Origin of the sequence: Sphingomonas sp. 22176, from assembly GCF_052045505.1 — a bacterium.
Taxonomy (GTDB): Bacteria; Pseudomonadota; Alphaproteobacteria; order Sphingomonadales; family Sphingomonadaceae; genus Sphingomonas.
The window spans coordinates 126,814-150,620 of record NZ_JBQEPL010000004.1 but is presented as its reverse complement, the minus strand read 5'-3'; the positions used below and the strand labels follow the sequence as shown (position 1 = coordinate 150,620).

At 65.5% G+C, this 23,807-nt stretch carries 28 protein-coding genes; 12 read left to right on the top strand and 16 right to left on the bottom strand.

Going from position 1 to position 23,807, the window contains the following annotated elements; translation table 11 throughout:
• The first annotated feature begins 50 nt into the window (after positions 1–50).
• The 4 genes from recR to ACTJKY_RS15265 all read left to right on the top strand — a co-directional run bounded on the left by recR (position 51) and on the right by ACTJKY_RS15265 (position 4,425).
• Positions 51–647, top strand: coding sequence for a recombination mediator RecR (recR, locus tag ACTJKY_RS15280; protein WP_440846980.1), 597 nt, complete (start codon positions 51–53; stop codon positions 645–647).
• A 31-nt stretch (positions 648–678) separates the two neighbouring features.
• The gene (gene def / locus ACTJKY_RS15275) at positions 679–1,203 is read left to right on the top strand and encodes a peptide deformylase (protein ID WP_440846979.1); all 525 of its coding nucleotides are present in this window, start codon (positions 679–681) and stop codon (positions 1,201–1,203) included.
• 248 nt (positions 1,204–1,451) lie between these two features.
• Complete coding sequence (locus tag ACTJKY_RS15270; RefSeq protein ID WP_440846978.1) at positions 1,452–2,858, top strand: DNA recombination protein RmuC; 1,407 nt, start codon at positions 1,452–1,454, stop codon at positions 2,856–2,858.
• Positions 2,859–2,868: 10 nt separating this feature from the next.
• Positions 2,869–4,425 (top strand): hypothetical protein, encoded by a 1,557-nt coding sequence (locus tag ACTJKY_RS15265; RefSeq protein WP_440846977.1) that lies wholly within the window; start codon positions 2,869–2,871, stop codon positions 4,423–4,425.
• 42 nt (positions 4,426–4,467) lie between these two features.
• Here the strand turns inward: ACTJKY_RS15265 and ACTJKY_RS15260 are convergent, their stop codons facing one another.
• The 7 genes from ACTJKY_RS15260 to ACTJKY_RS15230 form a co-directional block, all read right to left on the bottom strand.
• Positions 4,468–4,977 (bottom strand): META domain-containing protein, encoded by a 510-nt coding sequence (locus tag ACTJKY_RS15260; RefSeq protein WP_440846976.1) that lies wholly within the window; start codon positions 4,975–4,977, stop codon positions 4,468–4,470.
• On the bottom strand, positions 4,946–5,749 hold the full coding sequence (locus tag ACTJKY_RS15255) for a TrmH family RNA methyltransferase (protein ID WP_440846975.1): 804 nt from the start codon (positions 5,747–5,749) through the stop codon (positions 4,946–4,948). The genes ACTJKY_RS15260 and ACTJKY_RS15255 overlap by 32 nt, the downstream gene beginning before the upstream one ends.
• A gap of 212 nt (positions 5,750–5,961) precedes the next feature.
• Positions 5,962–6,234, bottom strand: coding sequence for an HPr family phosphocarrier protein (locus ACTJKY_RS15250; protein ID WP_064312097.1), 273 nt, complete (start codon positions 6,232–6,234; stop codon positions 5,962–5,964).
• Positions 6,231–6,635 (bottom strand): PTS sugar transporter subunit IIA, encoded by a 405-nt coding sequence (locus ACTJKY_RS15245; protein ID WP_064312096.1) that lies wholly within the window; start codon positions 6,633–6,635, stop codon positions 6,231–6,233. The genes ACTJKY_RS15250 and ACTJKY_RS15245 overlap by 4 nt, the downstream gene beginning before the upstream one ends.
• A gap of 1 nt (position 6,636) precedes the next feature.
• A complete protein-coding gene (gene rapZ / locus ACTJKY_RS15240) occupies positions 6,637–7,569 on the bottom strand; it encodes an RNase adapter RapZ (RefSeq protein WP_440846974.1) in 933 nt (310 codons plus the stop codon).
• Between the two features lie 50 nt (positions 7,570–7,619).
• Positions 7,620–9,194 carry a stimulus-sensing domain-containing protein gene (locus tag ACTJKY_RS15235; RefSeq protein WP_440846973.1) on the bottom strand — a complete coding sequence of 525 codons (1,575 nt, stop codon included), beginning with the start codon at positions 9,192–9,194 and terminating at the stop codon, positions 7,620–7,622.
• Complete coding sequence (locus ACTJKY_RS15230) at positions 9,163–9,873, bottom strand: response regulator (RefSeq protein ID WP_440846972.1); 711 nt, start codon at positions 9,871–9,873, stop codon at positions 9,163–9,165. The genes ACTJKY_RS15235 and ACTJKY_RS15230 overlap by 32 nt, the downstream gene beginning before the upstream one ends.
• Positions 9,874–10,081: 208 nt before the next feature.
• Here ACTJKY_RS15230 and ACTJKY_RS15225 point away from each other — a divergent pair, with 208 nt between their 5' ends.
• A complete protein-coding gene (locus tag ACTJKY_RS15225) occupies positions 10,082–11,683 on the top strand; it encodes a phosphoenolpyruvate carboxykinase (protein ID WP_440846971.1) in 1,602 nt (533 codons plus the stop codon).
• A 136-nt stretch (positions 11,684–11,819) separates the two neighbouring features.
• Entirely contained in the window at positions 11,820–12,131 is a 312-nt protein-coding gene (locus ACTJKY_RS15220) for a hypothetical protein (RefSeq protein ID WP_440846970.1), read from the top strand.
• Positions 12,132–12,167: 36 nt separating this feature from the next.
• Here ACTJKY_RS15220 and ACTJKY_RS15215 read toward each other — a convergent pair whose 3' ends face one another.
• From ACTJKY_RS15215 to ACTJKY_RS15195, 5 genes are all read right to left on the bottom strand, one after another.
• Positions 12,168–12,395, bottom strand: a complete 228-nt coding sequence (locus ACTJKY_RS15215; protein WP_093295174.1) for a DUF4170 domain-containing protein — start codon at positions 12,393–12,395, stop codon at positions 12,168–12,170.
• Between the two features lie 77 nt (positions 12,396–12,472).
• On the bottom strand, positions 12,473–12,784 hold the full coding sequence (locus ACTJKY_RS15210; RefSeq protein WP_440846969.1) for a hypothetical protein: 312 nt from the start codon (positions 12,782–12,784) through the stop codon (positions 12,473–12,475).
• 4 nt (positions 12,785–12,788) lie between these two features.
• Entirely contained in the window at positions 12,789–13,121 is a 333-nt protein-coding gene (locus ACTJKY_RS15205) for a DUF3618 domain-containing protein (RefSeq protein ID WP_440846968.1), read from the bottom strand.
• The gene (locus tag ACTJKY_RS15200; protein WP_440846967.1) at positions 13,118–13,459 is read right to left on the bottom strand and encodes a phage holin family protein; all 342 of its coding nucleotides are present in this window, start codon (positions 13,457–13,459) and stop codon (positions 13,118–13,120) included. Before ACTJKY_RS15200 ends, ACTJKY_RS15205 begins: the two co-directional genes overlap by 4 nt.
• An 18-nt stretch (positions 13,460–13,477) precedes the next feature.
• Positions 13,478–14,086, bottom strand: coding sequence for a hypothetical protein (locus ACTJKY_RS15195; protein ID WP_440846966.1), 609 nt, complete (start codon positions 14,084–14,086; stop codon positions 13,478–13,480).
• A 114-nt stretch (positions 14,087–14,200) separates the two neighbouring features.
• Here ACTJKY_RS15195 and eno point away from each other — a divergent pair, with 114 nt between their 5' ends.
• From eno to ACTJKY_RS15175, 4 genes are all read left to right on the top strand, one after another.
• Entirely contained in the window at positions 14,201–15,481 is a 1,281-nt protein-coding gene (gene eno / locus ACTJKY_RS15190) for a phosphopyruvate hydratase (protein WP_440846965.1), read from the top strand.
• Positions 15,482–15,537: 56 nt separating this feature from the next.
• Positions 15,538–15,858, top strand: a complete 321-nt coding sequence (locus ACTJKY_RS15185) for an FtsB family cell division protein (protein ID WP_440846964.1) — start codon at positions 15,538–15,540, stop codon at positions 15,856–15,858.
• Positions 15,859–16,004: 146 nt separating this feature from the next.
• The gene (gene pdhA / locus ACTJKY_RS15180) at positions 16,005–17,054 is read left to right on the top strand and encodes a pyruvate dehydrogenase (acetyl-transferring) E1 component subunit alpha (RefSeq protein ID WP_440846963.1); all 1,050 of its coding nucleotides are present in this window, start codon (positions 16,005–16,007) and stop codon (positions 17,052–17,054) included.
• 1 nt (position 17,055) lies between these two features.
• Positions 17,056–18,438 (top strand): pyruvate dehydrogenase complex E1 component subunit beta, encoded by a 1,383-nt coding sequence (locus ACTJKY_RS15175; protein WP_440846962.1) that lies wholly within the window; start codon positions 17,056–17,058, stop codon positions 18,436–18,438.
• 59 nt (positions 18,439–18,497) lie between these two features.
• Here ACTJKY_RS15175 and ACTJKY_RS15170 read toward each other — a convergent pair whose 3' ends face one another.
• From ACTJKY_RS15170 to ACTJKY_RS15160, 3 genes are read right to left on the bottom strand one after another with little or no spacing between them, the layout of a single operon-like run.
• Entirely contained in the window at positions 18,498–19,232 is a 735-nt protein-coding gene (locus ACTJKY_RS15170; RefSeq protein WP_440846961.1) for a TadE/TadG family type IV pilus assembly protein, read from the bottom strand.
• Entirely contained in the window at positions 19,229–19,804 is a 576-nt protein-coding gene (locus ACTJKY_RS15165) for a TadE/TadG family type IV pilus assembly protein (RefSeq protein ID WP_440846960.1), read from the bottom strand. Before ACTJKY_RS15165 ends, ACTJKY_RS15170 begins: the two co-directional genes overlap by 4 nt.
• Complete coding sequence (locus ACTJKY_RS15160; RefSeq protein WP_440846959.1) at positions 19,801–21,783, bottom strand: TadE/TadG family type IV pilus assembly protein; 1,983 nt, start codon at positions 21,781–21,783, stop codon at positions 19,801–19,803. The genes ACTJKY_RS15165 and ACTJKY_RS15160 overlap by 4 nt, the downstream gene beginning before the upstream one ends.
• Positions 21,784–21,858: 75 nt before the next feature.
• Between ACTJKY_RS15160 and ACTJKY_RS15155 the strand changes: the two genes are divergently transcribed.
• Positions 21,859–22,539 carry a squalene/phytoene synthase family protein gene (locus ACTJKY_RS15155; protein WP_440846958.1) on the top strand — a complete coding sequence of 227 codons (681 nt, stop codon included), beginning with the start codon at positions 21,859–21,861 and terminating at the stop codon, positions 22,537–22,539.
• A 59-nt stretch (positions 22,540–22,598) separates the two neighbouring features.
• On the top strand, positions 22,599–23,090 hold the full coding sequence (locus ACTJKY_RS15150; protein ID WP_440846957.1) for a histidine kinase: 492 nt from the start codon (positions 22,599–22,601) through the stop codon (positions 23,088–23,090).
• Between the two features lie 4 nt (positions 23,091–23,094).
• Here the strand turns inward: ACTJKY_RS15150 and ACTJKY_RS15145 are convergent, their stop codons facing one another.
• On the bottom strand, positions 23,095–23,805 hold the full coding sequence (locus ACTJKY_RS15145) for an SDR family NAD(P)-dependent oxidoreductase (RefSeq protein WP_440846956.1): 711 nt from the start codon (positions 23,803–23,805) through the stop codon (positions 23,095–23,097).
• Positions 23,806–23,807 lie beyond the last annotated feature (2 nt).

Sequence of the window (23,807 nt, the reverse complement as noted above, 5' to 3'; positions counted from 1 at the left end):
TTCCCTCAACCGCTTGGCAGGCGCGCATGCAAGCCCCTATGTGAAGCGCCATGGCCTCTCCCGAAATCGAAGCGCTGACCCAGGCCCTGTCGCGGCTGCCCGGTTTCGGGCCGCGTTCGGCGCGGCGGGCGGTGCTCCACCTGCTCAAGAAGCGCGAGACGACGCTCGACCCGCTGCTCGCGGCGCTCAGCGCGGTCAGCCAGAAGCTCACGACCTGCCATATCTGCGGCAATGTCGACACGCACGACCCTTGCGCGATCTGCGCCGACCCGCGCCGCGACGACCGTTCGCTGTGCGTGGTGGAGGAAGTCGCCGACCTCTGGGCGCTCGACCGCGCGCGGCTGTTTCCCGGCCGCTTCCACGTTCTGGGCGGCAAGCTCTCCGCGCTTGACGGCGTGCGCCCCGAGGATCTTCGCATCGACGCGCTGGTCCGCCGGGTAGGCGCGGGCGGGATCGACGAGGTCGTGCTCGCGATGAACGCGACGCTGGAGGGCCAGACCACCGCGCATTACGTCTCCGAGCGGCTGGAGGCGTTCCCGATCCGCGTCACCCAGCTCGCCCACGGCCTGCCGGTGGGCGGTGAATTGGACTATCTCGACGAGGGAACGCTTGCCCAGGCGCTCCGGGCGCGCCGCCCGATTGCTTGACGCTGGGGGACCGCTCTCCTAAATTTACGGAATGGCCATCCTCCCCATCGTCGAAGTTCCCGATCCGCGTCTGCGTCTCGTCTCCACCCCGGTCGAGGCGGTCGACGACGACATCCGCACGCTGATCGGCGACATGTTCGACACGATGTACGATGCGCCCGGCATCGGCCTCGCCGCGATCCAGGTGGGCGTGCCCAAGCGCCTGATCGTGATGGACCTGCAGGAGGAAGAGGATGAGGAGGGCAAGCCGATCCGGCACCCGCGCGTCTTCATCAACCCCGAGATCCACGAGCCGGCCGAGGAAGTTTCGGTCTATACCGAGGGCTGCCTGTCGGTCCCCGACCAGTTCGCCGATGTCGAGCGCCCCGCGCGCTGCCGGGTGACCTGGCTCGACGAGAAGGGCGAGGCGCATGATGAGGTCTTCGAGGGCCTGCTCGCCACCTGCATCCAGCACGAGATGGACCATCTGGAGGGCATCGTGTTCCTCGACCATCTCTCGCGGCTCAAGCGCGACATGCTGATGAAGAAGCTCAACAAGGCCCGCAAGGCGGCCTGAGGGCGCTCCATTCCCCTAATGCCGTCATCCCGACGAAAGTCGGGATCCATTCGCCACTACGCTGGGGCTCGAGCCGCGACGGTGACCCCAATGGATTCCGGCTTCCGCCGGAATGACGGGGAGGGGCGAGGGCGTCCCGTCACTTATCCACCGAACCCTCGCCAACCCGCGCCGAACCGACCGCCGGCACCCTTGCGGCCCGCTCCCCCGGCGCGTAAGTTCGCGTCCTGTTCCCGGGAGATTTGGCGTTGGATCCGTTCGTCGTTGCCTTTGTGATGGTTGCCCTGGTCGTGGGCGTGGTGGTCGGCTGGCTGATCGGCGCGCGGGGCACGAGCGAGGCGCGGGCCGAAAGCGCCCGGCGCGAAGCCGATTTCAAGGCCGCCATCACCGATCTCGCCATGGCCGAAGAACGCGTCGGCCAGCTCCCCCGCCTGCGCGAGGAAGCCGCGATGCTCCGCAACGAGCGCGACGCCGCCCGCATCGAGCTGGCCGAGCTCAAGGCCAAGGCCGGCGCCTTCGAGGAGCGGCTGACCGAATTCGTCAATGCGCGCGAGATGATGGCCGGCCAGTTCCGCGAATCCGCCGCCAAGATGCTCGACGAGACGCAGCGCGCCTTCCTGGAACGCGCGGAGGCGCGCTTCCACCAGGCTGGCGAGAAGAACGAGGAGCGGCTACGCACGCTGCTCCAGCCGATCGACACCACGCTCAAGCGCTATGAGGAAGGCCTGCAGCGCGTCGAGAAGGACCGCACCGACAGCTATGGCCAGCTGCGCGAGGCGATCAGCGCGGTGCATTCGAGCCTGGGCGAGACGCGCGCGGAAACCTCCAAGCTGGTCAACGCTCTGCGCGCCGCCCCCAAGACGCGCGGCCGCTGGGGCGAGCAGCAGTTCCGCAACCTGATCGAGATCGCCGGGCTTTCCGGCCATGTCGATTTCGCCGCCGAGGTTTCGGTCACCACCGAGGACGGCATGCTGCGGCCGGACTTCATCATCCGCCTGCCGGGCGACCAGCAGCTGATCGTCGACGTGAAGTGCGTGCTCGACGGCTATCTCCAGGCGGCCGAGGCGACCAGCGCCGAGGAGCGCACCGCGGCGCTCAAGGCCCATGCCAAGGCGATGAGCACCCATGCCGACGCGCTGTCGCGCAAGGCCTATTGGGCGCAGTTCGAAAAGGCGCCCGATTTCGTGATCATGTACATCCCGGGCGACAATTTCCTGTCCAGCGCGCTGGAAGTGGACATGGAGCTGTGGGAGCGCGCGGCGCGCAACCGGGTGATCATCGCCGGCCCCTCGGCCTTCCTGCCGCTCGCCCGCACCGTCGCCTCGATGTGGCGCCAGCAGAAGCTGACCGAGGATGCCCGCGAAGTCGGCAAGCTGGGCAAGGAGCTGTACGAGCGGCTGGCGACGGCGGCGAGCCACCTCAAGCGCGTCGGCGGCGGGCTGAACAGCGCAGTGGAGAATTACAACAAGTTCGTCGCGAGCTTCGAAGGGCGGGTGATGGTCTCCGCGCGGCGCTTCCAGGCGCTCAACGTGGATATCGGCAACAGCTCGCTGGACGCGATCGACACGGTCGACGTGATCGCGCGGGCGCCGACGGCGGAACTGCCGGCGCCGGAGGGCGGGAATATGGCGGAAGAAGCGACTGCGGTGGAGTGAGGGGGAGCTTATGCAGTCTTCAGGCCGGCTAGCTGATTGTGAGGGTGTAGAGCAACTCAGAGAAAGTCTTCAGCTGAGGTTGTCTCGATTAATTGGAAGTGCTGACGATAGATCGCTTCTAAGGCTGGTTTGGGCGGTCGATGTTGCCCAGAGCGGCGGTGCGCCTATTGCCAGATCTCTCCTTCCACGTGATTTCCCTATTGGAGACACGGAAGGTGGACTATCTAATGACTCGATCATTTTCCCATGGGAAATGGAGACTCTAGTAAATGAATTACTTTTCCATGATAAGAATTATCATAAAGCTGTAGATTTGACGACGTGGGATGGTTTTTATCAGATTGTTAAAGTTTTACGAATTATTGAAGAATGCGACTATAAAATTAGAGGTGATAATGTAAACGCGTATTTTGAGTTATTTGGATTGGCTTCTCGGCAATTTGAATGGCAAAATAATATTCCTAATCTGTCGCAATTTTATCGTAGCTTGCACATATTTGGTCAAGGTATTTGCGCTGATTACTTCAAAAGAAGCAAAAATATCGGCATTGACGAGTTGGTGCTCGTCGGATTTGCCCTGTCAGGTTGGTTTTCTGTTAGCTCAGAATTTAATAAAATAGAAGATTTGTCTGGGCTTGGCATCGGGCCGGAGGTTGCGGCTGCAGCTCTGAAGGTCTTGGCGGCGCCTCTTGAGCAGGTGCGGGGTATGGCTCAACGGGAGCGCAAGATGTCAGCCATGATAGCATATCGGCCGAGTGTATTACGACGATTTCCTTGTGTTAATATCGCAAATTTTGGGTATAGAATTATCGCTCCATTGCCGAGGTTGATATTCGATAGGATAACGACTGGCTTATACTATGACGTTATCTCCGGCGGCGGTGCCGTAAATAGTGAATATGGTCAGCGTTTCGAATCATATTCTATTAGTTATATCAAGGCAATGCTTCCTAACGCAAATGTGGAAAGCGAATCCAGATACAAGATTGGTGGCGATAACTTTCTCACGCCTGATATCCGATTGTCTTCACATGAGGGTGCGGAGATAGATTTGGCAGTCGAATGCAAAGCGACACGAATGTCGTTTGATGCAAAGTTCTCTGATGAGCTTATAAACGATCGTGGGTATGACGAAATTGCCAAAGGTATCTTTCAGATTTGGAGATATTACTCACACTGCCGCCGAGGAATTGGCGGGCGGAAATTTTCGAAGGACGGTGTCGGGCTCATTTTGACGCTCGACAGTTGGATGGTCCTTGCCAACTCTATATTCGATGACGTATTCTCAAGGGCCGAGAAATTGGCCTTAGAAAAAGATCCTTTGATAATGTCAGAGGATAAAATCCCAATTGGATTCTGTTCGGCCTCTGACTTAGAATCTTCGCTTCGATTCGGAACAAGAGAAACGTTAATCTCGGCGATAAAAGTGGTGGCAAAGCCGGAGAATAGGGGTGGATTTTTGCAAAGAGCTCATGAGGTTGTTGCGGGAGATGTAGAGTCTCTTCGAGATTATCCTTTTAAAGACGTATCATCCTACCTGCCGTGGTGGGACCGAGTTGCTGGTTAGAATCAGTGAAATAGATGCACATTCGCTGACCAGCCCTCCAGCTTAGAAGCTTCGCCCCGTCGCCCTCACCAGCACCAGTGTCTTCCCTTCTCTCCCCGTCAGCAGCAGCCGGCCGCGATGACTCTGGCGGACCGCCAGGCGCTGGTCGAGCAGCGCGAGCAGCGCCTTCTCCTGCCGCATCAGCGCCGGCGAGCAGGCGCGGCGGGTGGTGATCACGCCGCCGGTGGTGAGGTACCCCCGTTCCACCCGGTAGTTGCCGCCCAGCGCGTTGCAGCCGGTATAGCCGCTGATCCGCAGGCCCTCCAGCTTCAGTCGGGCGCGGCTGCCGGGGACGACGGGGTGTCCCTCAATCCCGGTCACGCGCCAGTCGCCCAGCAGCAGCTGTTCCTCCGCGTCGAAGCCGTGCGTCTCCGCGCGCGGGGCCTCGCGCACCGGCGGCGGCTCGGGCGTTTGCGCGGCGGCGGGGAGGGCTGCGGCCAGCGCCCAGGCGAGCGCGGCGGCCGCGGCGAGGCGGCGGCGGTCAGCCGTGCCGGAACTGGTTGCGTACTTCATAGGCCATCACCGCCGTTGCCACTGCCGCATTGAGGCTGTCTGCCTTGCCGAGCATGGGGATCTTTACCAGAAGATCGCACGCGGCTTCCATATGCGGCGGCATGCCTTGCGCTTCGTTGCCGGTGAGCAGGAAGGTCGGCGTGGCGTAGCGCGGGGCCTGGTAATCATGGTCGGTATCGAGGCTGAGGCCGACGAGCTGGCCGGGGCCCGCGCGCAGCCAGGGCTCGAACTCCTCCCAGCGGGCGCGGGCGACCGGGACGGTGAACAGCGCGCCCATGCTCGCGCGCACCGCCTCGACCGAGAAGGGATCGACGCAATCGTCGAGCAGGATCAGCCCGCCGGCGCCCACCGCGTCGCCGGTGCGCAGGATGGTGCCGAGATTGCCGGGATCGCGCAGCCGCTCGGCGACCAGCCAGATCGGCGCGGTGCTGCGGTCGATATCGGCGAGGTCCAGCGCGAATTCCGGGTACACGCCGACGACCGCACCCGGATTGTCCTTGCCGGAGAGCTTCGACAGGATGTCGGCATTGGTCTCGATCGCCTCGCCACCCTGCGCCTCGGTGGCGGTGACCAGCGCCACGACCAGCGGGTGGCGGGCGGTCTCGGCGGTGTAGAACAGATAGTCGGGGATCCGGCCGGCCTCGCGCGCCTCGGTCAGGATGCGCAGGCCCTCGGCGAGGAACAGCCCCTCTTCGCGGCGGTGGCGCTTGTCGCGCAGGTTGCGCATGCGCTTGATGAGGGGGTTGGAATAGGCGGTGATTTCGCGTGGCATCCGCGCGCTATAGGGCGGGATGGGGGCGGGGGCTAGTTGGGGGGCTTCTTAGCCTGCGTTCCCCTTCCGCTTGCGGGAGGGAGCATCAGGTGAACAGCGCGGGGCGCTGTTCACCTGATGCTGGGAGGGGCTGGAACCTAGCAGCGCTTCTTCCACGTCAGTCCCTCCCCCGACCCCTCCCGCACGCGGGAGGGGAGCGCATGTGGAGAGGGTTATTCCTCGTTGAACCGCGCTTCGACCAGTTCCACCAGCGCCTGCACCGCGCCTTCTGCGCCGTCGCCTTCGGCCCAGATCGTGATCGTGTCGCCCTTGGCGGCGCCGAGCATCATCAGGTCGAGGATCGAGGTGCCGGCGGCGCTGTTGCCGTCCTTCTCGACGGTCAGCTCGCAGGGCTGGGTGCTGGCGAGCGTGACGAAGGCCATGCTGGCGCGGGCGTGGAGGCCGCGGCGGTTCTCGATGAGCACCTCGCGCGACACCCGGCTCATTGCGGCGGCCCCAGCATTTCCGACGCGACCGTCACGTACTTGCGGCCGGCGTCGCGCGCGGCGAGCACCGCGTCGGTGACGGACATGGTCTTGCGGGCGCTGCCCAGGCGGATCAGCATCGGCAGGCTGATGCCGGCGATCACCTCGACCTTGCCCGCCTTCATCAGCGAAATGGCGAGATTGGAGGGGGTGCCGCCGAACAGGTCGCTCAGCACGATCACGCCTTCGCCCGAATCGACCGCGCCGATGGCGCTGGCGATGTCGGCGCGGCGGCCCTCCATGTCATCCTCGGGGCCGATGCAGATCGCGGCGACCTGCTCCTGTTTCCCCACCACATGTTCCATCGCGACGACGAACTCCTCGGCGAGTCGTCCGTGCGTCACGAGCACCAACCCGATCATTCTATTCTCCGCCCCTAGCCATGGACACCGGCGCCCCCTCCAGGGAGTCCTGTGGCGCGGTCTGCAAATCTCTGTGCGTCACCGTGGGCGAAAATCCTTCGTCGCGCAACCGGCGGGCCATCCGTTCGGCGACATGGACCGAGCGGTGCCGTCCGCCGGTGCAGCCGAACGCGATCGTCACATAGGCTTTCCCCTCCGCCTGGTAGCGGGGGAGCAGCAGCAGCAGCAGCGATTCGATCTGCGCCATGGCAGCATCATAGGCCGGGTCGGCCTGGATATAGGCGGAGACGTCGGCATCGAGTCCCGTGCCGGGACGAAGCTGCGGGTCCCAGTGCGGATTGCGCAGGAAGCGCATGTCCAGGACGAGATCGGCGTCGCGGGGCAGCCCGCGCGAGAAGCCGAACGAGGTGACGCTGAAGGTGGTCTTGCCGCCATCGGCCGAGAAGATCCCGCGGATCGCCTGGGACAGCTGGTTGGCCTTCATGTCGCTGGTATCGAGCAGCCGGTTCGCCCAGCGGCGCAGCGGCCCGAGCAGTTCGCGCTCGCGGGCGATGCCGTCCTCGGCGGGGCGGTCCTGCGCGAGGGGGTGGCGGCGGCGGGTTTCGGAGAAGCGGCGGATCAGCTCGGCGCCGGTGCATTCGAGGAACAGCGTGCCGACGTCGAGGCCCTGGTCCTCGCGCAGCTTCTTGATGCGCTGGACGATGCTCTCGGCATCGAAGCCGCGGGTCTGGGTGCCGAGGCCGAGTGCCAGCGGGCGCTCGTCGTCGCCGCCATCGGCGCCGGGCGCGGTATCGAGCAGGCGGTTGAGGAGGAGGAGGGGGAGGTTGTCCACCACCTCCCAGCCGAGATCCTCGAGCGTGCGCAGCACGGTCGACTTGCCGGCACCCGACATGCCGGTAACAAGCAGGATATGTTTGGGGCGACGCCGTTGCATGATGCTCTCGTTATAGCTTGGCGGGAGCGCGGACGGGTCGATGGGCGTATTCATGCGCGGGCCGCCAATGGCAGCCGCACCACGAAGCGTGCGCCCTGCGATCGATCCTCCCGCGATTCCACTATTATGCTTCCCTGATGGCCTTCGACGATGGTGCGGGCAATGGCAAGCCCGAGCCCCGAATGCTGGCCGAACGCCTCGCTGGAGGGGCGCACCGAATGGAAGCGCCGGAAGACCGCCTCGCGCGCCTCCTCAGGCACGCCGGGGCCTTCGTCCTCGACCCAGATGGCGAGGGTGTCGCCTTCCTCCTCGGCCGAGATCGCGATCAGGCCGCCGGGGGGCGAGAAGGACAGGGCGTTCTCGATCAGGTTCTCGAACACGCGCTCAAGCCGCGTCGGGTCGCCCATCACTTCCATCGACTGGCCATGCGGGCGATCGAAGCGGAGGCGGATTTCCTCGGGCACGCCGCGGGTCTCGCGCTGGCCGATCAGCGCGGCGATGAGGTCGCCCAGGTCGAAGGGCTCGAAGGTGGTGCGGCTGAGCTGGGCGTCGATGCGCGAGGCTTCGGAAATGTCGGTGATCAGCCGGTCGAGCCGGTGGACATCGTCGCGGACGATGTCGAGCAGCTGGTCGCGCAACCCCGGGTCCTTGACGGTCGACAGCCCTTCCACGGCGGAGCGGAGCGAAGCGAGAGGGTTCTTCAGCTCATGGGTGACATCGGCGGCGAAGGTCTCGGTCGCGTCGATGCGCGCGCGCAGGGCGCCGCTCATGTCCGAGAGCGCACGGGCGAGCATGCCGATCTCGTCGCGGCGTTCGGGGAGGCGGGGCACGACCACCTCGCGAGCACGACCGAGGCGGACGCGGATCGCCGCCAGCGCCAGCCGGCGCAGCGGGCGGACGATGGTGCGGGCGAGGAACAGCGACAGCAGCACCGAGACCAGCGAGACGATGCCGAGCACCACGCCTAGCCGATATCGCTCGATCCGCACCGTCTGCGTGATGTCGCGGGCGTTGACCGCGGTCATCACCACGCCGAGCCCGGTGATCGGCGCGGCGGCGGTGATCACGGGGGTGCGATCGGGCGCGCGCCAAACGCTCGCGGCGGCGGCGTGGGTCTCCAGCGCGGTGCGGACGTCGGGCCAATCGAGCCCGGCGTCGCGCGGGCGTTCGCGATAGAGCGGCGCGCGGTCGGCACCGGCCACCTTGTCGATCACCGCATCCAGGAAGCGCGCGATGGTCTGGCCCATGGGATCCTTGTCCGGATCGCGCAGTACCAGGTTACGCAGGCCGAGCTCGCGGCTGTCGCTCAGCAGCTTGCCCTGCGGATCATAGAGGCGGATGCGCGTGCCCATGTCGCGGGCGAGGCTCAGCACCAGCAGGTCGCGGCGCTTGTCGGTGGCCGAGGCTAGCGCCTGGGCGATCAGGCGCACCTCGCGGCTGGTCTGCTCGACCCGGTTGTCGACGATCCGGCTGCGATAGCTGTCGAGATAGAAGAAGCCGCCGCACAGCAGCGCCAGCGCGAAGATGTTGACCGCCAGGATCCGCGGCGTGAGGCTGACCCGGCCCGACCATCGCAGCGCCAGGTCGTGCTCGTCATTCATCCGAGAAGCGATAGCCCGCGCCATACAGCGTCTCGATCGCGTCGAACTCCGGGTCTACCTGGCGGAACTTGCGGCGGACGCGCTTGATGTGGCTGTCGATCGTGCGGTCGTCGACATAGATGTCGTCCTGATAGGCCGCGTCCATCAGCTGGTTGCGCGTCTTGACGATGCCCGGGCGCTGGGCGAGCGTTTCGAGGATCAGGAATTCGGTCACGGTCAGCGTGACGTTGACGCCGCCCCAGGTGACCTTGTGCCGCGCGGGGTCCATGCTCAACCGGCCGCGCTCCAGTGCCTCGGCGGGCTCCGCAGGTGCGGCGCCTTCCGCCACCGGCATGGTCGGCTCGGTACGGCGCAGGATCGCGCGGATGCGGGCGATCAGCAGGCGCTGCGAGAAGGGCTTGGCGATATAGTCGTCCGCCCCCATCGCCAGTCCCAGTGCCTCGTCCAGCTCGTCGTCCTTGCTGGTGAGGAAGATCACCGGGATCTGGCTCTTCTCGCGCAGGCGGCGGAGCAGTTCGAGCCCGTCCATCTTCGGCATCTTGATGTCGAGCACCGCGAGCTCGGGCGGGTTCTCGATCAGCGCCTTGAGTGCGCTTTCGCCGTCCGAATAGACGCGGGTGAGGAAGCCCTCGGTCTGGAGGGCGATCGACACCGAGGTGAGGATGTTGCGGTCGTCATCGACCAGCGCGATCGTGGCGGTCATCCGGAAACCCGGGGCTGGCGCAAAATCAGCATCGACACCCGTTAGACCAAAGTTTCTTCCGCCTCAACCGACCGACAACGCTTACCCGGATTGACCCCCTCCGCGCCCCCATGTCAGGAGGCGAGTCGAAATAAAGTTGCGCGACCAAGCAATCATCTGCTTTGTCATATAAACAGCGCGACAGTCTTTTGAGGAGGGTGTTTTGAACATGCGTCAGTCGCGCCATGGTTTTGGCGAGCAGGGGATTGCCACCTCGGCAACCCTCCACTGGAACCTGATTACCGCGCCGCTGGTCGAGCACGCGATCCGGCGCGGGGAAGGCAGCCTGGCCGTCGAAGGGCCACTGGTTGTTGCTACGGGAAAACATACCGGGCGATCGGCGAAGGACAAGTTCATCGTCCGCGATGCCGAGACGGAGGCCAATGTCTGGTGGGGCAAGACCAACCAGGCGATGACGCCCGAACATTTCGCCGCGCTCAAGGCCGACTTCCTTGCCGAGCTGGGCAAGCGCGACGAACTGTTCGTGCAGGACCTCTATGGCGGCTCGCAGCCCGAGCACCGCGTGCGGGTGCGGGTGATCAACGAACTCGCCTGGCACAATCTCTTCATCCGCACGCTCCTGGTCCGGCCAGAAGCGGAAGCGCTGGCGGATTTCGCCCCCGAATACACGATCATTGACCTGCCGAGCTTCCGCGCCGATCCCGCGCGCCACGGCACCCGCAGCGAAACGGTGATCGCAGTGAACTTCACCGACAAGCTGATCCTGATCGGCGGCACTGCCTATGCCGGCGAGATGAAGAAGAGCGTGTTCGGCCTGCTCAACTATCTGCTGCCCGAACAAGGCATCATGCCGATGCATTGCTCGGCCAACATTGGCCCCAAGGGCGACACGGCGATCTTCTTCGGCCTGTCGGGTACCGGCAAGACCACGCTCTCCGCCGATGCCAGCCGTACGCTGATCGGCGACGACGAGCATGGCTGGTCGGACACCGCGGTCTTCAATTTCGAGGGCGGCTGCTACGCCAAGATGATCCGCCTCTCGCCCGAGGCCGAACCCGAGATCTTCGCCACCACGAAGCGCTTCGGCACGGTGCTGGAAAATGTGGTGATGGATCCGGAGACGCGCACGCTCGACCTCGACGATGCGACGCTCGCCGAGAACAGCCGCGGCTCCTATCCGATCGACTTCATCCCCAATGCCTCGGCAGACAATCTCGGACCGGTGCCGAAGAACATGATCTTCCTCACCGCCGATGCGTACGGCGTCCTCCCGCCGATCGCGCGGCTGACGCCCGAGCAGGCGATGTACCATTTCCTCTCGGGCTACACCGCGCGGGTGGCGGGCACCGAAATCGGCGTCACCGAGCCCGAGGCGACCTTCTCGACCTGCTTCGGCGCGCCGTTCATGCCGCGGCACCCGTCGGTTTATGGCAATCTGCTCAAGAAGCGTATCGCCGAGGGCAATGTCGCGTGCTGGCTGGTCAATACCGGCTGGACGGGCGGCAAATACGGCATCGGCCACCGCATGCCGATCAAGGCGACGCGGGCGCTGCTCAACGCCGCGCTCGACGGCAGCCTCAATGCGGCCGAGTTCCGTGTCGACCCCCATTTCGGCTTCGAGGTGCCGGTGGCGGTGCCCGGCGTGGACACGGCGATCCTCGACCCGCGCGAGACCTGGCCCGACAAGGCCGACTATGATGCGACGGCGGAGCGGCTGGTCGACCAGTTCGTCGAAAATTTCGCTCAGTTCGAGGACCATGTCGAAGCCGGCGTCCGCGCCGCCGCGCCCAAGGCAAAGGCGCTCGCCTGAACGACGCGGCCGATCTTCCGCCGCGGTGCTTCCCCAGCGCCGCGGCGATCGTCCGGATCGGGGAGGGGCTGCTCGCCTGTACGCTGTCGCGCGAGGACTGGACCATGAGGCGCATCTCGCGGCGTGCCTGTATCTGTTGACCGAGCAGCCCGACGTGGATGTGGATGCCGAGATCGGCGGCTTCATCCGCCGCTTCAACGAGAGCGTCGGCGGCATCAACGATGATAGCAACGGCTATCACGAGACGATCACGCGCACCTGTGTCGCGGGGGTGCGGCTGTATCTGGCCGAGATGCCTGAAGCCGATCTGCTCGCGCGGGTGAACGGGCTGCTGGCATCGCCGATGGGCCGACGCGACTGGGCGCTGCGTTTTTACAGCCGGGAGCGGCTGTTCTCGGTGGCGGCGCGGCGGGACTTTGTGGAACCCGACCTCGCGCCGCTGCCGTAAGCACCCCTCCCGCGGACGGGAGGGGCAGCTTCGATATCAGGCCTTGCCGGCCTCGACGTCGGGATCGAGCAGGCGGTGGAGGTGGACTACCACATAGCGCATCTCGGCATCGTCGACAGTGCGCTGTGCTGCAGCGCGCCATGCCTTTTCGGCGCTCGCATAATCGGGGAAGATGCCGACCACGTCGAGCTTCGAGGGATCGACGAAATCGAGGGTCGTCGGATCGGCAACGCGGCCGCCGAAGACCAGGTGAAGCTTGCTCATTACGCCTCCTGGGGGTGGGGGGATGCTGCAGCCCTTACCGGCACTGCAGCATCGCACTCAACCCCCTTATAGGCGGCTCAGCGCTTGGCCGTCGCGTCCTTGGCCGCGTCGATCACCGTGCCGAACAGCGCCGAGACGCGTTCCTTGGTGGCGTCGCTGTTCGGGATCAGCGATTCGATCTGCTCGCGGCCGCTGTCCTTGGCAGCCTGCACCGCCGCGGCGGCGCCGTCCGCCAGCTTGCGGCCGATCGGCTGCAGCGCCGCCTTTTCGCGCTCGAAGCGCGGCAGCAGCATGCCGATCACCACGCCCAGCGCGACGCCGCCGGCGAGCAGCAGCGCGGGGTTTTCGGTGAGGCGCGATCCGGTTTCGGTTTCGGTTTCGGTGCTCATGGCGTCATCCTTCTGCATTGCTGTCTTTGGGATCCGAAGTCTTTTTGGGCTCGGCGGTGTCGTGTTTGCCCTTGCGGAAAATGTCGATGATCCAGCCGCGCGCGAGCACCAGGCCGATGCCACTGGTGACCGCGGCAGCGAGCCACGGCCGTTCGCGGACGGCTTCGGTGCCCTCGCGCGCGATGATCGTCACGCTCTGCTTGGCATTCTCCATCGCTTCCTGTGCGATGTTGCGCGGCTTCAGCCGTTCCTGGATCGTGCCGACCGTTCCCATCAGCTTGTCGCGGGCGGCACGCGCACGGGCACGCGCCGCGTCGGGATCGCGGGGTAAAGTCATGCTTGCGCTCCCATCGCCTTGCGGATGCCGCGCGCCGCCACCCAGCCGAGCAGGGCAGCGACGACGAGGCTGACGCCGACGACGATCAGTGTCGCCCAGCCGGGGCCGACCAGCGTCGCCAGCGTCAGGATCGCGCCGACGATCAGCCCGATCGCCGCGGCCAAAGCGAGCGCGAGGGCAAGGACGGCGGCGATCGCTGCGCCTTTGACCTCGGTAACCTTGGCCTGGGCGACGGCCTTGAAATAGTCGACCTCGGCGCGGGCATAATCCTTGGCGTCTTCGGTGAGCTGGCCGATCAGCTCACCGATGCCGGCGTCTTCCGTTCGGGGGGCGTCCATGCCCTGTGCTGCCCGTCCTTAGCTCTGGGTCGTGCCGGGGGATGCCGACGGACCGCTGCCGAAGCCGGCGGGCTCGACCTTGAGGTCGTCGGTCGACGGCGTGTTGCCGGTCGGAGCGGTCGTGGTGCCGGTGCCGGTCGTACCCGAAGCCTCGATGCCCGACTTGATCACCCGCGCCAGTACGAAGCCGAGTGCTGCTGCGGTGCCGACGGCGATCGCCGGGCTCTTCTTCACGAACTCGGTCGCTTCATCGACCAGCTCGTTCACTTCCTTTCCGCGCAGCGAGTCCGCGAAGCCGGCAATGCCGTCTGCGGCGGTGCGGGCATATTGGCCGTACTGCTCGCCAAGCTTGGCATCGACATCGCCTGCCGCCGTGCGCATCATCTCGGCGACTTCGTCGAGCGCGCTGGTCGCGCGGTCCTTCCCGGTGCCGGCGAAGCCCAGGATGTGCTCCTTGGCCTGATCGGCGTACTTGGCCGCTTCCTCGCGAATCGTGTCGGAGGCGTTGCGCGTGAAGCTGCTGTGCTCCGCGCCCGTGCCGCCTTCGGTACCGCCGCTTGCTGCGCCGGTTTCACCCATGTTCCCTGCGAGCGGATCGCCCGCAATGTTGGCCGTTTCGTCTGCCATGATCAAAAACCCTCCATGTCGCGTCGAAACAACAACGGCCCCGTTTGCGAGTTCCCTTGCGAACCGCTAGAGGCACCGCGCGCCTCATTCCAGATATGTTACGGAGACCATGACGTGACCGCAATCATCGACGTCCACGCCCGCCAGATTCTCGATAGCCGTGGCAACCCCACGGTGGAAGTGGATGTCCTGCTGGACGATGGCAGCTTCGGCCGCGCCGCCGTGCCTTCGGGCGCCTCTACCGGTGCCCATGAGGCCGTGGAAAAGCGCGACGGCGACAAGTCCCGCTGGCTCGGCAAGGGCGTCGAAGGCGCCGTCGATGCGGTGAACGGTGAGATTGCCGAGGCAGTTCTCGGCCTCGACGCCGAAGACCAGGCCGATCTCGACCGCACCATGATCGAGCTCGACGGCACCGCCAACAAGGGCCGCCTGGGTGCCAACGCCATCCTCGGCGTCAGCCTCGCCGCCGCCAAGGCCGCAGCCGATGCGCGCGGCCTGCCGCTCTATCGCTATGTCGGCGGCGTCAACGCGCACGTCCTGCCGGTGCCGATGATGAACATCATCAACGGCGGCGAGCATGCCGACAACCCGATCGACTTCCAGGAATTCATGATCGTGCCGGTCGGCGCCGAGAACATCGTCGAGGCGGTGCGCTGCGGTTCGGAAATCTTCCACACGCTGAAGAAGAAGCTGCATGAGAAGGGCCTGGCGACCGGCGTGGGCGACGAGGGCGGCTTCGCGCCGAACATCGCCTCGACCACCGAAGCGCTCGACTTCATCATGAGCAGCATCGAAGCCGCCGGCTACAAGCCCGGCGACGACGTGATGCTCGCGCTCGACTGCGCTGCCACCGAATATTTCAAGGACGGCGTCTACAAGATGGTGGGTGAGGGCAAGACCCTCAGCTCGACCGAGAATGCCGAGTTCCTGGCGAAGCTCGCCGCCGACTATCCGATCTTCTCGATCGAAGACGGCATGGCCGAGGACGACTGGGAAGGCTGGAAGACCCTGACCGAACTGCTCGGCGGCAAGGTCCAGCTGGTCGGCGACGATCTGTTCGTCACCAATCCCGAGCGCCTGCTGCGCGGCATCGAGGGTGGCTATGCCAACTCGCTGCTCGTCAAGGTCAACCAGATCGGCACGCTGACCGAGACGCTCGAGGCCGTCAGCCTCGCCCAGCGCTCCTCCTACACCGCGGTGATGTCGCACCGTTCGGGCGAGACCGAGGACGCGACGATCGCCGATCTCGCGGTCGCCACCAACTGCGGCCAGATCAAGACCGGCAGCCTCGCGCGCTCGGACCGGCTCGCCAAGTACAACCAGCTGATCCGCATCGAGGAAGAGCTGGGCGACGCGGCGGTCTATGCCGGCCGTTCGGTGCTGCGCCGCGCCTGAACTAGGTAGGAACCGCAATCTTGCTAAGAGCCGATCGATCAGCGAAAAACACGGGCATGAAGCGCGCTTCGCCCATGTCCACGCTGCTGCGCCGCGCGGGGCTTCCCGCCGCGGCGCTGATCGCCATCGGCTTCTTCGCCTATAACGCGGTTCTGGGGCCCAACGGGATCGTCGCCGCCAAGGAAGTGCAGCACGAGCTTGCCGCCAAGCAGCGCGACTATGCGCTGCTCGACAAGAAGCGTGCCGAGCTCAAGAATCGAGTCGATCTGCTCGATCCGAAGCGTGGCGCCGATCCCGACATGGTCGACGAGCTTGCCCGCAAGCAGCTCAACGTCGTCCGCCCCGACGAAGTGATCATCCCGCTCGACAAGAAGTGACTGCCGTAGCGGCACCTGTTGCCAGCCGCGGCGGAGCGTCTTAGTGCGGATGTACGTGGGCCGAACCCGCGCGTTGGTTGCAAGCTTTGCAAGAACGCGCGTATAGGCACCCGCCTTTCCCCTCCCCGGATGAGGAATATCTGATCGTGGCCAAAGCACCGGCACGCAACGCACCGACCCCACCCGCCGTACCGAATCGCGAGCGGCCCAGCGAACCGGAACGGTTCAAGGCCTCGAAGGAAGAGCTGCTCGAATTCTATCGCCAGATGCTGCTGATCCGCCGCTTCGAAGAGAAGGCGGGCCAGCTCTATGGTCTCGGCTTCATCGGCGGCTTCTGCCACCTCTATATCGGCCAGGAAGCCGTTGCGGTCGGCCTGCAGTCGGCGCTGGACGGCGAGAAGGACTCGGTGATCACCGGCTATCGCGACCATGGCCACATGCTCGCCTATGGCATCGACCCCAAGGTGATCATGGCCGAGCTGACCGGTCGCGGCGCGGGCATCTCGCGCGGCAAGGGCGGCTCGATGCACATGTTCTCGACCGAGAAGAAGTTCTACGGCGGGCACGGCATTGTCGGCGCGCAGGTCTCGCTCGGCACGGGCCTCGCCTTCGCGCACAAGTATAACGAGGATGGCGGCGTCGCCATGGCCTATTTCGGCGACGGCGCCGCGAACCAGGGCCAGGTGTACGAATCGTTCAACATGGCCGAGCTGTGGAAGCTTCCGATCATCTACGTGATCGAGAACAACCAGTACGCCATGGGCACCAGCGTCAACCGCTCCTCGGCGGAAGACCAGCTGTACAAGCGCGGCGAAAGCTTCCGCATCCCCGGCATCCAGGTGGACGGCATGGACGTGCTCGCCTGCCGCGGCGCCGCCGAGGAAGCGCTCGCCTGGGTGCGCGCCGGCAAGGGTCCGATCATCCTCGAGATGAAGACCTATCGCTATCGCGGCCACTCGATGTCCGATCCGGCCAAGTATCGCAGCCGCGAGGAAGTCCAGTCGGTCCGCGACAAGTCGGATCCGATCGAGGCGGTCAAGCGCGAGCTGGAAGGTTTCGGCGTCAAGGAAGACGAGCTGAAGGCGCTCGAAGCCGAGATCCGCAAGATCGTGAACGAATCGGCGGACTTCGCCGAACAGACGCCGGAGCCCGATCCGGCCGAACTCTATACCGACGTTCTGGTGGAGACCTACTGAGATGGCGATCGAACTCAAGATGCCGGCACTCTCGCCGACCATGGAAGAGGGCACGCTCGCCAAGTGGCTCGTCAAGGAAGGCGATGTCGTGAAGTCCGGCGACATCCTCGCCGAGATCGAGACCGACAAGGCGACGATGGAATTCGAAGCCGTCGACGAAGGCACGATCGCCAAGATCCTGGTCGCCGAGGGCACGGATAACGTGAAGGTCGGCACCGTGATCGCGATGATCGCGGGCGAGGGCGAAGATGCCTCGACCGCCGCTGCCGCGCCGGTCCCCGCCAGCCAGCAGGCCGAGCCGACTCCGGCGCCCGCAAAGGCACCGGAAACCGGCACCGCCCAGCTGACCGCCGCGGTCGAGAAGACCCGCCCGGCCGATCCCGCCGTACCCGCCGGCACCGAGATGGTGAAGACCACCGTCCGCGAAGCCCTGCGCGACGCGATGGCCGAGGAAATGCGGAGCGATCCGCGCATCTTCGTGATGGGCGAGGAAGTCGCCGAGTATCAGGGCGCCTACAAGGTGACCCAGGGCCTGCTCGACGAATTCGGTCCCAAGCGCGTCATCGACACGCCGATCACCGAGTACGGCTTTGCCGGCGTCGGCACCGGTGCGGCGATGGGCGGCCTGAAGCCGATCATCGAGTTCATGACGTTCAACTTCGCCATGCAGGCGATCGACCACATCATCAACTCGGCGGCCAAGACCAACTACATGTCCGGCGGCCAGATGCGCTGCCCGATCGTGTTCCGCGGCCCCAACGGCTCGGCGAGCCGCGTCGGCGCGCAGCACAGCCAGAACTACGCCCCCTGGTATGCCAGCGTCCCCGGCCTGATCGTGATCGCGCCCTATGACTCGGCCGATGCCAAGGGCTTGCTCAAGGCGGCGATCCGCAGCCAGGATCCGGTCGTGTTCCTTGAGAACGAGCTGATGTACGGCCGCAGCTTCGACGTGCCGAAGCTCGACGATTACGTCCTGCCGATCGGCAAGGCCCGCATCATGCGCGAGGGCAAGGACGTGACGCTGGTCAGCTACTCGATCGGCGTGGGCGTGGCCCTCGAAGCCGCCGAGAAGCTCGCGGCCGAGGGCGTCGACGCGGAGGTGATCGACCTGCGCACGCTGCGTCCGCTCGACAAGCAGACCGTGCTGGAGAGCCTGAAGAAGACCAACCGCATCGTGGTGGTCGAGGAAGGCTGGCCGACCTGCTCGATCGCGTCGGAAGTCGCCGCGTTCGTGATGGAAGAGGGCTTCGACGACCTCGACGCGCCGGTGCTGCGCGTGACCAACGAGGACGTGCCGCTGCCCTACGCCGCGAACCTCGAAAAGCTCGCGATGGTGACCGCCGACAAGGCCGTCGCGGTCGTGAAGAAGGTCACCTATCGCTGATCTTCGGCTAAACGAATGACAAAGGCCCGTCCGACACTCCGTCGGGCGGGCCTTTTTCGTCAGGCGCTGTAGAGGTCGCAGGTCGAGCGGTTGGCGGCCGGCGCGGGATTGTAGACCTGGCCGTAATCGCGATTGTCGCGGACCACGAACGAGGCGACGTAGCGCATCGTCTTGGTGCTGGTGAACCAGCCTTTGCCGACCAGCGGCGTGTAGAGATAGTTGATCTCGACGAACATCACCCCGGAGTCGGTCGGCGCGCTCACCTGCGCGCCGTTCTCGCCCATCCCGTTGGGGGCGAGCGTGCCGGGGTGCTGGCTGCTGTTGTCGCCCAAGCTGGCGGTGTTGACGCCAGCATCGGGGTCATAGGTGACTCCGTCGGCCTTCACCGTCTTGCCATAGTGCGAGTCGTAGGTTGCGCCGCTCTTCGCGCCGATGCAGCGCTGCCAGTGGATGCGCTGGGTACCGCCGCTATTCTCCAGGCTGGACAGCGTGATGCGGCCATTGGCGGTGAGGTTAAGCGGCGTGCCCTGCTGCTTGGCGGCGAGCAGCACGTCGTTGAGGTCGACCTCGCGCAGCTGCGTGAAGCCGGTGCCCTTGAACTCGCCGACGCGGCTGGCATTGTCGGCCAGTGCCAGCGCGATCTGGCTCAGCCGCTGGTTGGTGATCGCATAGTTGGTCAGCTCGATCGCCCACAGTCCGGCGGTCAGCACGATCGGGAGCCCGAGCGCGAATTCGAGCAGCGCAGCGCCCGAGCGCGCGGCGATCAGGCGGCGGAGCAGCGGGCGCACGTTCATGAGCACGAGATCTTCTGCGGCATCGGGATCGACTGGGTGCCGTAGGGCTGGTTCTTGAAGCGGGTCGCGGCGGTGAGCACCACCTGGTTGCTCAGCCCGATCAGCCGCGCGACCGGGAAGATGCGCGTGTAGGTCGCCGTTACCTTGTAGATGGTGACGTCGCTGGCGCCGCCCTGGCCGGCGCGGCCGGGATCCATGTCCCACTGGCCGTTGCCGTTGATGTCGGTGAAGCACTCGCCGAAATCATATTTGTTGTTGCCGTTGCTGTCGACGAAGTCCTCGGGCTTGATCACCGAGAAGCTAGAATAGAAGAGCCGGCTGGGGGTGACGGTCGCGTTGCCGGCGACCTGACGGACGGTGGTAATCACCCGATCGTCGATTTTGCCGGTGTCGGCCGCCTCGATGGTGGAGTCGCGCGCCGCCTTCTGCACCGCGCCTTCGAGCACCGCCTGGACATAGGCCTGGTAGCACAGGTCCATCAGCCCCATCAGCAGCCCGAGCAGCACCGGCAGCAGGATGGCGAACTCGACCAGCGTGCCGCCGCGCTCGTCGGAGGCGAGGGGGCGCGTCATTTGCTGACCCGCAGCATCGCCACGCGCTTGGCGATCGTCTGGAAGGCTGCGTCCAGCGCGCTGTTGTCCGCCGCGTAGAAGGCCTGGCCCGACGTGGCGCATTGGGTAAGCTCGTTGGTCAGTGTCTGGCCGAAGCCGACGACGAAAATCGAGATGTTTCGCGCCTTGGCGGCTGTGCAGGCGGCCAGGAAGCGCGCATTGTGTGCGTTAATCTGGTCTTGGTTGGTGCCGCAGGAACCTGCGCCCTTGCTGACCACGCGCTGATCATACGCCTCGATGCCGTACATGCCGTAGAGACACATGTTGGGCTGCATGTCACCATCGGTCATGAAGACAATGTAGCGCTTCGGCGCGTTCCGGCCCGGCCAGGCTGCAGTGTCCGCAGCAAACAGCCCGGTCGGCGAAATCAGCCGTGTTCCCCAGATCATGCCAGTGTCATGGTAGGTGCCGCCCTGCGGCACAAAGTCGGTGGCATTCACATAGGCGGTGACATCCGCCTCCGTCATCTCGGCGAGACGTTGTACCGGCTTTCCGCAGGATACCCATCCATTGGAAATGTTGAAGTAGAAATTCATCGGCGTGTACGTGTACAGCGCGTATTTATTGTCATATGGCACCGCATAATCGCCATACGGATTAACGCTGTTGCCAGAATAGTTCACGCTATTGCCGGCATAGGCGGTGCTATACCCGCCCCGATAATAGATGACGTCCTGCCACATCGGCCGCCATCTTGTGCTATCGTTCGTGGGTTTCAGGTCGGGGTCGAGGTCGCCTGGCAGGTTTTTCTGATCGATTGGCAGCGTTTTCGAGGTGTCGCGCTCTTCCAGACAGCCTAGCCAGCTAGACGTTGCGCCATTGATCTTGCTGGGGTCCGTTACCGTAGTGCCAAGCTTGTACTGGCTCGTATCAAGATTCACCTGCGTGTAGGTCCAGGAGACGCGCAGGGGTTGGGTCGTTACCGTGCAGTTGCCGACCTTAGCATTCGGGCTGTTCGGGACCCAGCTTACCGTGGCCCACGATGCGGTCCCGCTAGTCGTATAGTTCGGGCTGGCCGGCGTCCGGCCGGCCTGCGCGTTGCATTCGCTCTGCGTCTTGTTGGCTTGCGCCGGAGCGGTCGAGGCATTGCCATTGTTGATGTCGTACGGACGCCGGCTGTCGTACGTCCAACTATTGACGATATAGTCCGTCGACAGTGACGTGACGGCATAACCGGCATTGACCGTCGACGTGTAGGTAACGAAACCGTACCGTAGATGGGTCGTCGGGTCGACTGCGGCCTTCAAGGTTTTGTAGAAGTTGACGACCGCCTGGCGCAAACCGGCAATCTTCGATCCGGACTTCTCCGTGACCGCGTAGCCGGTGCCCTTGTAGCCCGTGGCACCGTCAATTGAGGGACGCGTATAGGCATAGGGAGTCTGGCCACAGCCGCCGGTGCCGTCAGAGGTGAGGCACGCCATCGAGCCCGTCGTATCCAGCACGAACATGATGTCGGTATCCGCCACGTCGTAGCGGGCCTCGCAGGTCACCGTTAGCGCCTGGTCGCGGAAGCCCATCATGCCCGTCAGCGTCATCGGCACCGTCGCGGTGGCGGTGCCGGCGACCTGGTTCTCGCTGGTCTTGGACGGCGTGAAGTTCACCGACTTTGTGCCGAACAACCCGATCTTGAAGTTGTTGGAAAAGAAGGCGTCGGCCTGCTTCGTCGCGTTGTCGTCCAGCGTCATCGAACTGCTCGAGATCATGAACCGCCGTCCGGCCAGCGCACCGGCGTCGCATGCCTGCTGCAGCCGGTTCTTGACCATGTAGAGCCGCGCGGTGTCGACCGCCGAGCCGGCGATGAACAGCAAGGGGATCAGCGCGATCGCCATCATCGCCAGCGTGTTGCCGGCGACGTTGCCGCGCAGGCGCGCGAGCAGCCCGCCCCTTGGGACCGTCCGGGAGAGGTACCGTTGAAACCGCTCGAGAACCGTTCTGCGCATGGCGATCGATCGAAACCCCAGGGCGCGGCAGCCTTCGCTCTTCCGTCGCCGATCCTCCCGCCATAGAGGGAAGGGGTGAACGCTTCCCTAAACATGCCCCCCGAAGACCCTGAGCGGGCGCTGATCCTCTCCTATGCGCCGGCTGCCGAGCGTCCCGCGCTTGCCGCGCTGCTGGCGCTGGACGAGGCGCTGGCCCAGCTGCTGCGCACCACCAGCGCACCGGCGGTCGGCCAGTTGCGGCTCGCCTGGTGGCGCGAGGCGCTGGCCAAGCTGGACAGCGCGCCGCCGCCCGCCGAGCCGGTGCTGCGCGGCCTTGCCGCCGAGCTGCTGCCGCGCGGCGTCAGCGGTGCATCGCTGGTGCCGTTCGTCCATGGCTGGGAAGTGCTGGTCGAGGAGGAGGCGCTCGATGGCCTGGCACTCGCCCGCTATGCGGCGGGGCGGGGGAGCCTGTTCGTGGCGGCGGGTACTGCGCTCGGCGCCGCGGGCGATCCGCTGGCGACCGGCGGCGAGGGCTGGGCGCTGGCCGATCTCGCCCGCCATCTCGGCGATGGCGCGGAAGCCGATGCCGCCCGTAGCCTGGCCGCCCCGAAGTTGGCCGACGCACTCGGCCGGCGCTGGAGCCGCAATGCCCGCGCGCTGGGCGCGATGGCACACCGCGCGCGGATGGACCTCAACGTGGCCGCCGATGCACCGCTGCCGATCGGCGCACCCAAGCGAGTCGCGCGGCTGCTCTGGCACCGCCTCAGCGGCCGCTAGGTCTTGGCTGCATCCCCTTGAAGGTGTAGGGTCTCCTCTCCTCGGGGGAGGATTGGGGCATGTGGCGATATGCGGTGGGCGCCGGTGCGGCGCTGTTGCTGGCGTTCGGTGGATTTCTGTTGTTCCAGCATGCGCCCGGGCGCGGGCCGCTCGCGGCGGTGCTGCAGCCGGCACCTGCAGCGGCGGGTACGGCCACGCCGCTCCCCGACGCTGCGCCCGAGGCCGATGCTAAGACCCGCGAGCAGAAGCGCTTCGATCGCTACGACAAGGACCGCAACGACGCGGTGAGTCGCGAGGAATATTTCGCTGCACGCCACAAGGCGTTCGCCAAGCTCGACACCAACGGTGACGGCAGGCTGAGCTTCGAGGAATGGGCGGCCAAGTCGATCGCCAAGTTCACTGGTGCCGATACCGACAAGTCGGGCACGCTCACCCGCACCGAGTTCGCGATCACCGCCCCGCCGCGCAAGCCGCCGGGCGCGCGCTGCGCCTGCGCCAAGCCCGCCCCTGCACCAAGCCCCGCCGCCAAGGACGGGGACGACGAGAACTAGGGCGTCAGCCGACTCGCTCGAAATGGCCGCGTTCGAACCCGCCGGCCATGAGCGCGACGATCCGTTCGGCGACGACTTCGGGTGCCTTCACCGTTGCCGGATCCTCGCCCGGAAAGGCGCGCGCGCGCATCTTGGTGCGGGTGGCGCCGGGATCGACGATGCCGACCCGGACCTGGCTGACATTCTCCAGCTCGTGCCCATAGCTGAGCAGCAGATTCTCGAACGCCGCCTTGGACGCGCCATAGACGCCCCAGTACGCGCGCGGGGTGCGCCCGACGCTGGAGGTGACGCCCAGCACCCGCGCGGCCGGCGCCTTGCGGAGCATTGGATCGAATGCGGCGAGCATCGCGCCCTGCGCGCTGACGTTGAGCGCCAGCACCTTGCCGAACTCGGCGAAGTCGATCGCGTTCACCGCGCTCAGCGTGCCGAGCATGCCGGCGTTAAGCACCAGCATGTCGAGCGTCGGCCAGCGCTCGCCGATCGCGCCGGCAAGTCGGCCGATCGCGTCATGCTCGGCCAAGTCGAGCGGCGCGATCGTCGCGCTGCCCCCGGCCTGGAAGATCGCGTCCTCCACTTCCTCGAGCCCGCCCGCGGTACGGGCGGTGAGGATGACATGGGCGCCGGCGGCACCCAGCGCGATGGCCGTTGCCGCACCGATGCCGCGGCTGGCGCCGGTGACGAGGGCGGTCTGTCCCGCCAGCGGACCGTCGCTCACCG

What these genes read in the sequence shown, in the direction of transcription:
- rapZ (WP_440846974.1), bottom strand. Translation starts at nt 7,569, where the DNA reads ATGCAACGGCGTCGCCCCAAACATATCCTGCTTGTTACCGGCATGTCG.
- ACTJKY_RS15185 (WP_440846964.1), top strand. Translation starts at nt 15,538, where the DNA reads ATGAAGCGCGCTTCGCCCATGTCCACGCTGCTGCGCCGCGCGGGGCTT.
- def (WP_440846979.1), top strand. Translation starts at nt 679, where the DNA reads ATGGCCATCCTCCCCATCGTCGAAGTTCCCGATCCGCGTCTGCGTCTC.
- ACTJKY_RS15195 (WP_440846966.1), bottom strand. Translation starts at nt 14,086, where the DNA reads ATGGCAGACGAAACGGCCAACATTGCGGGCGATCCGCTCGCAGGGAAC.
- ACTJKY_RS15205 (WP_440846968.1), bottom strand. Translation starts at nt 13,121, where the DNA reads ATGACTTTACCCCGCGATCCCGACGCGGCGCGTGCCCGTGCGCGTGCC.
- recR (WP_440846980.1), top strand. Translation starts at nt 51, where the DNA reads ATGGCCTCTCCCGAAATCGAAGCGCTGACCCAGGCCCTGTCGCGGCTG.
- ACTJKY_RS15250 (WP_064312097.1), bottom strand. Translation starts at nt 6,234, where the DNA reads ATGAGCCGGGTGTCGCGCGAGGTGCTCATCGAGAACCGCCGCGGCCTC.
- ACTJKY_RS15255 (WP_440846975.1), bottom strand. Translation starts at nt 5,749, where the DNA reads ATGCCACGCGAAATCACCGCCTATTCCAACCCCCTCATCAAGCGCATG.
- ACTJKY_RS15225 (WP_440846971.1), top strand. Translation starts at nt 10,082, where the DNA reads ATGCGTCAGTCGCGCCATGGTTTTGGCGAGCAGGGGATTGCCACCTCG.
- ACTJKY_RS15230 (WP_440846972.1), bottom strand. Translation starts at nt 9,873, where the DNA reads ATGACCGCCACGATCGCGCTGGTCGATGACGACCGCAACATCCTCACC.
- ACTJKY_RS15260 (WP_440846976.1), bottom strand. Translation starts at nt 4,977, where the DNA reads ATGAAGTACGCAACCAGTTCCGGCACGGCTGACCGCCGCCGCCTCGCC.
- ACTJKY_RS15150 (WP_440846957.1), top strand. Translation starts at nt 22,599, where the DNA reads ATGTGGCGATATGCGGTGGGCGCCGGTGCGGCGCTGTTGCTGGCGTTC.
- ACTJKY_RS15265 (WP_440846977.1), top strand. Translation starts at nt 2,869, where the DNA reads ATGCAGTCTTCAGGCCGGCTAGCTGATTGTGAGGGTGTAGAGCAACTC.
- ACTJKY_RS15165 (WP_440846960.1), bottom strand. Translation starts at nt 19,804, where the DNA reads ATGACGCGCCCCCTCGCCTCCGACGAGCGCGGCGGCACGCTGGTCGAG.
- ACTJKY_RS15210 (WP_440846969.1), bottom strand. Translation starts at nt 12,784, where the DNA reads ATGAGCACCGAAACCGAAACCGAAACCGGATCGCGCCTCACCGAAAAC.
- ACTJKY_RS15175 (WP_440846962.1), top strand. Translation starts at nt 17,056, where the DNA reads ATGGCGATCGAACTCAAGATGCCGGCACTCTCGCCGACCATGGAAGAG.
- ACTJKY_RS15200 (WP_440846967.1), bottom strand. Translation starts at nt 13,459, where the DNA reads ATGGACGCCCCCCGAACGGAAGACGCCGGCATCGGTGAGCTGATCGGC.
- ACTJKY_RS15215 (WP_093295174.1), bottom strand. Translation starts at nt 12,395, where the DNA reads ATGAGCAAGCTTCACCTGGTCTTCGGCGGCCGCGTTGCCGATCCGACG.
- ACTJKY_RS15245 (WP_064312096.1), bottom strand. Translation starts at nt 6,635, where the DNA reads ATGATCGGGTTGGTGCTCGTGACGCACGGACGACTCGCCGAGGAGTTC.
- ACTJKY_RS15235 (WP_440846973.1), bottom strand. Translation starts at nt 9,194, where the DNA reads ATGGCGCGGGCTATCGCTTCTCGGATGAATGACGAGCACGACCTGGCG.
- ACTJKY_RS15170 (WP_440846961.1), bottom strand. Translation starts at nt 19,232, where the DNA reads ATGAACGTGCGCCCGCTGCTCCGCCGCCTGATCGCCGCGCGCTCGGGC.
- ACTJKY_RS15160 (WP_440846959.1), bottom strand. Translation starts at nt 21,783, where the DNA reads ATGCGCAGAACGGTTCTCGAGCGGTTTCAACGGTACCTCTCCCGGACG.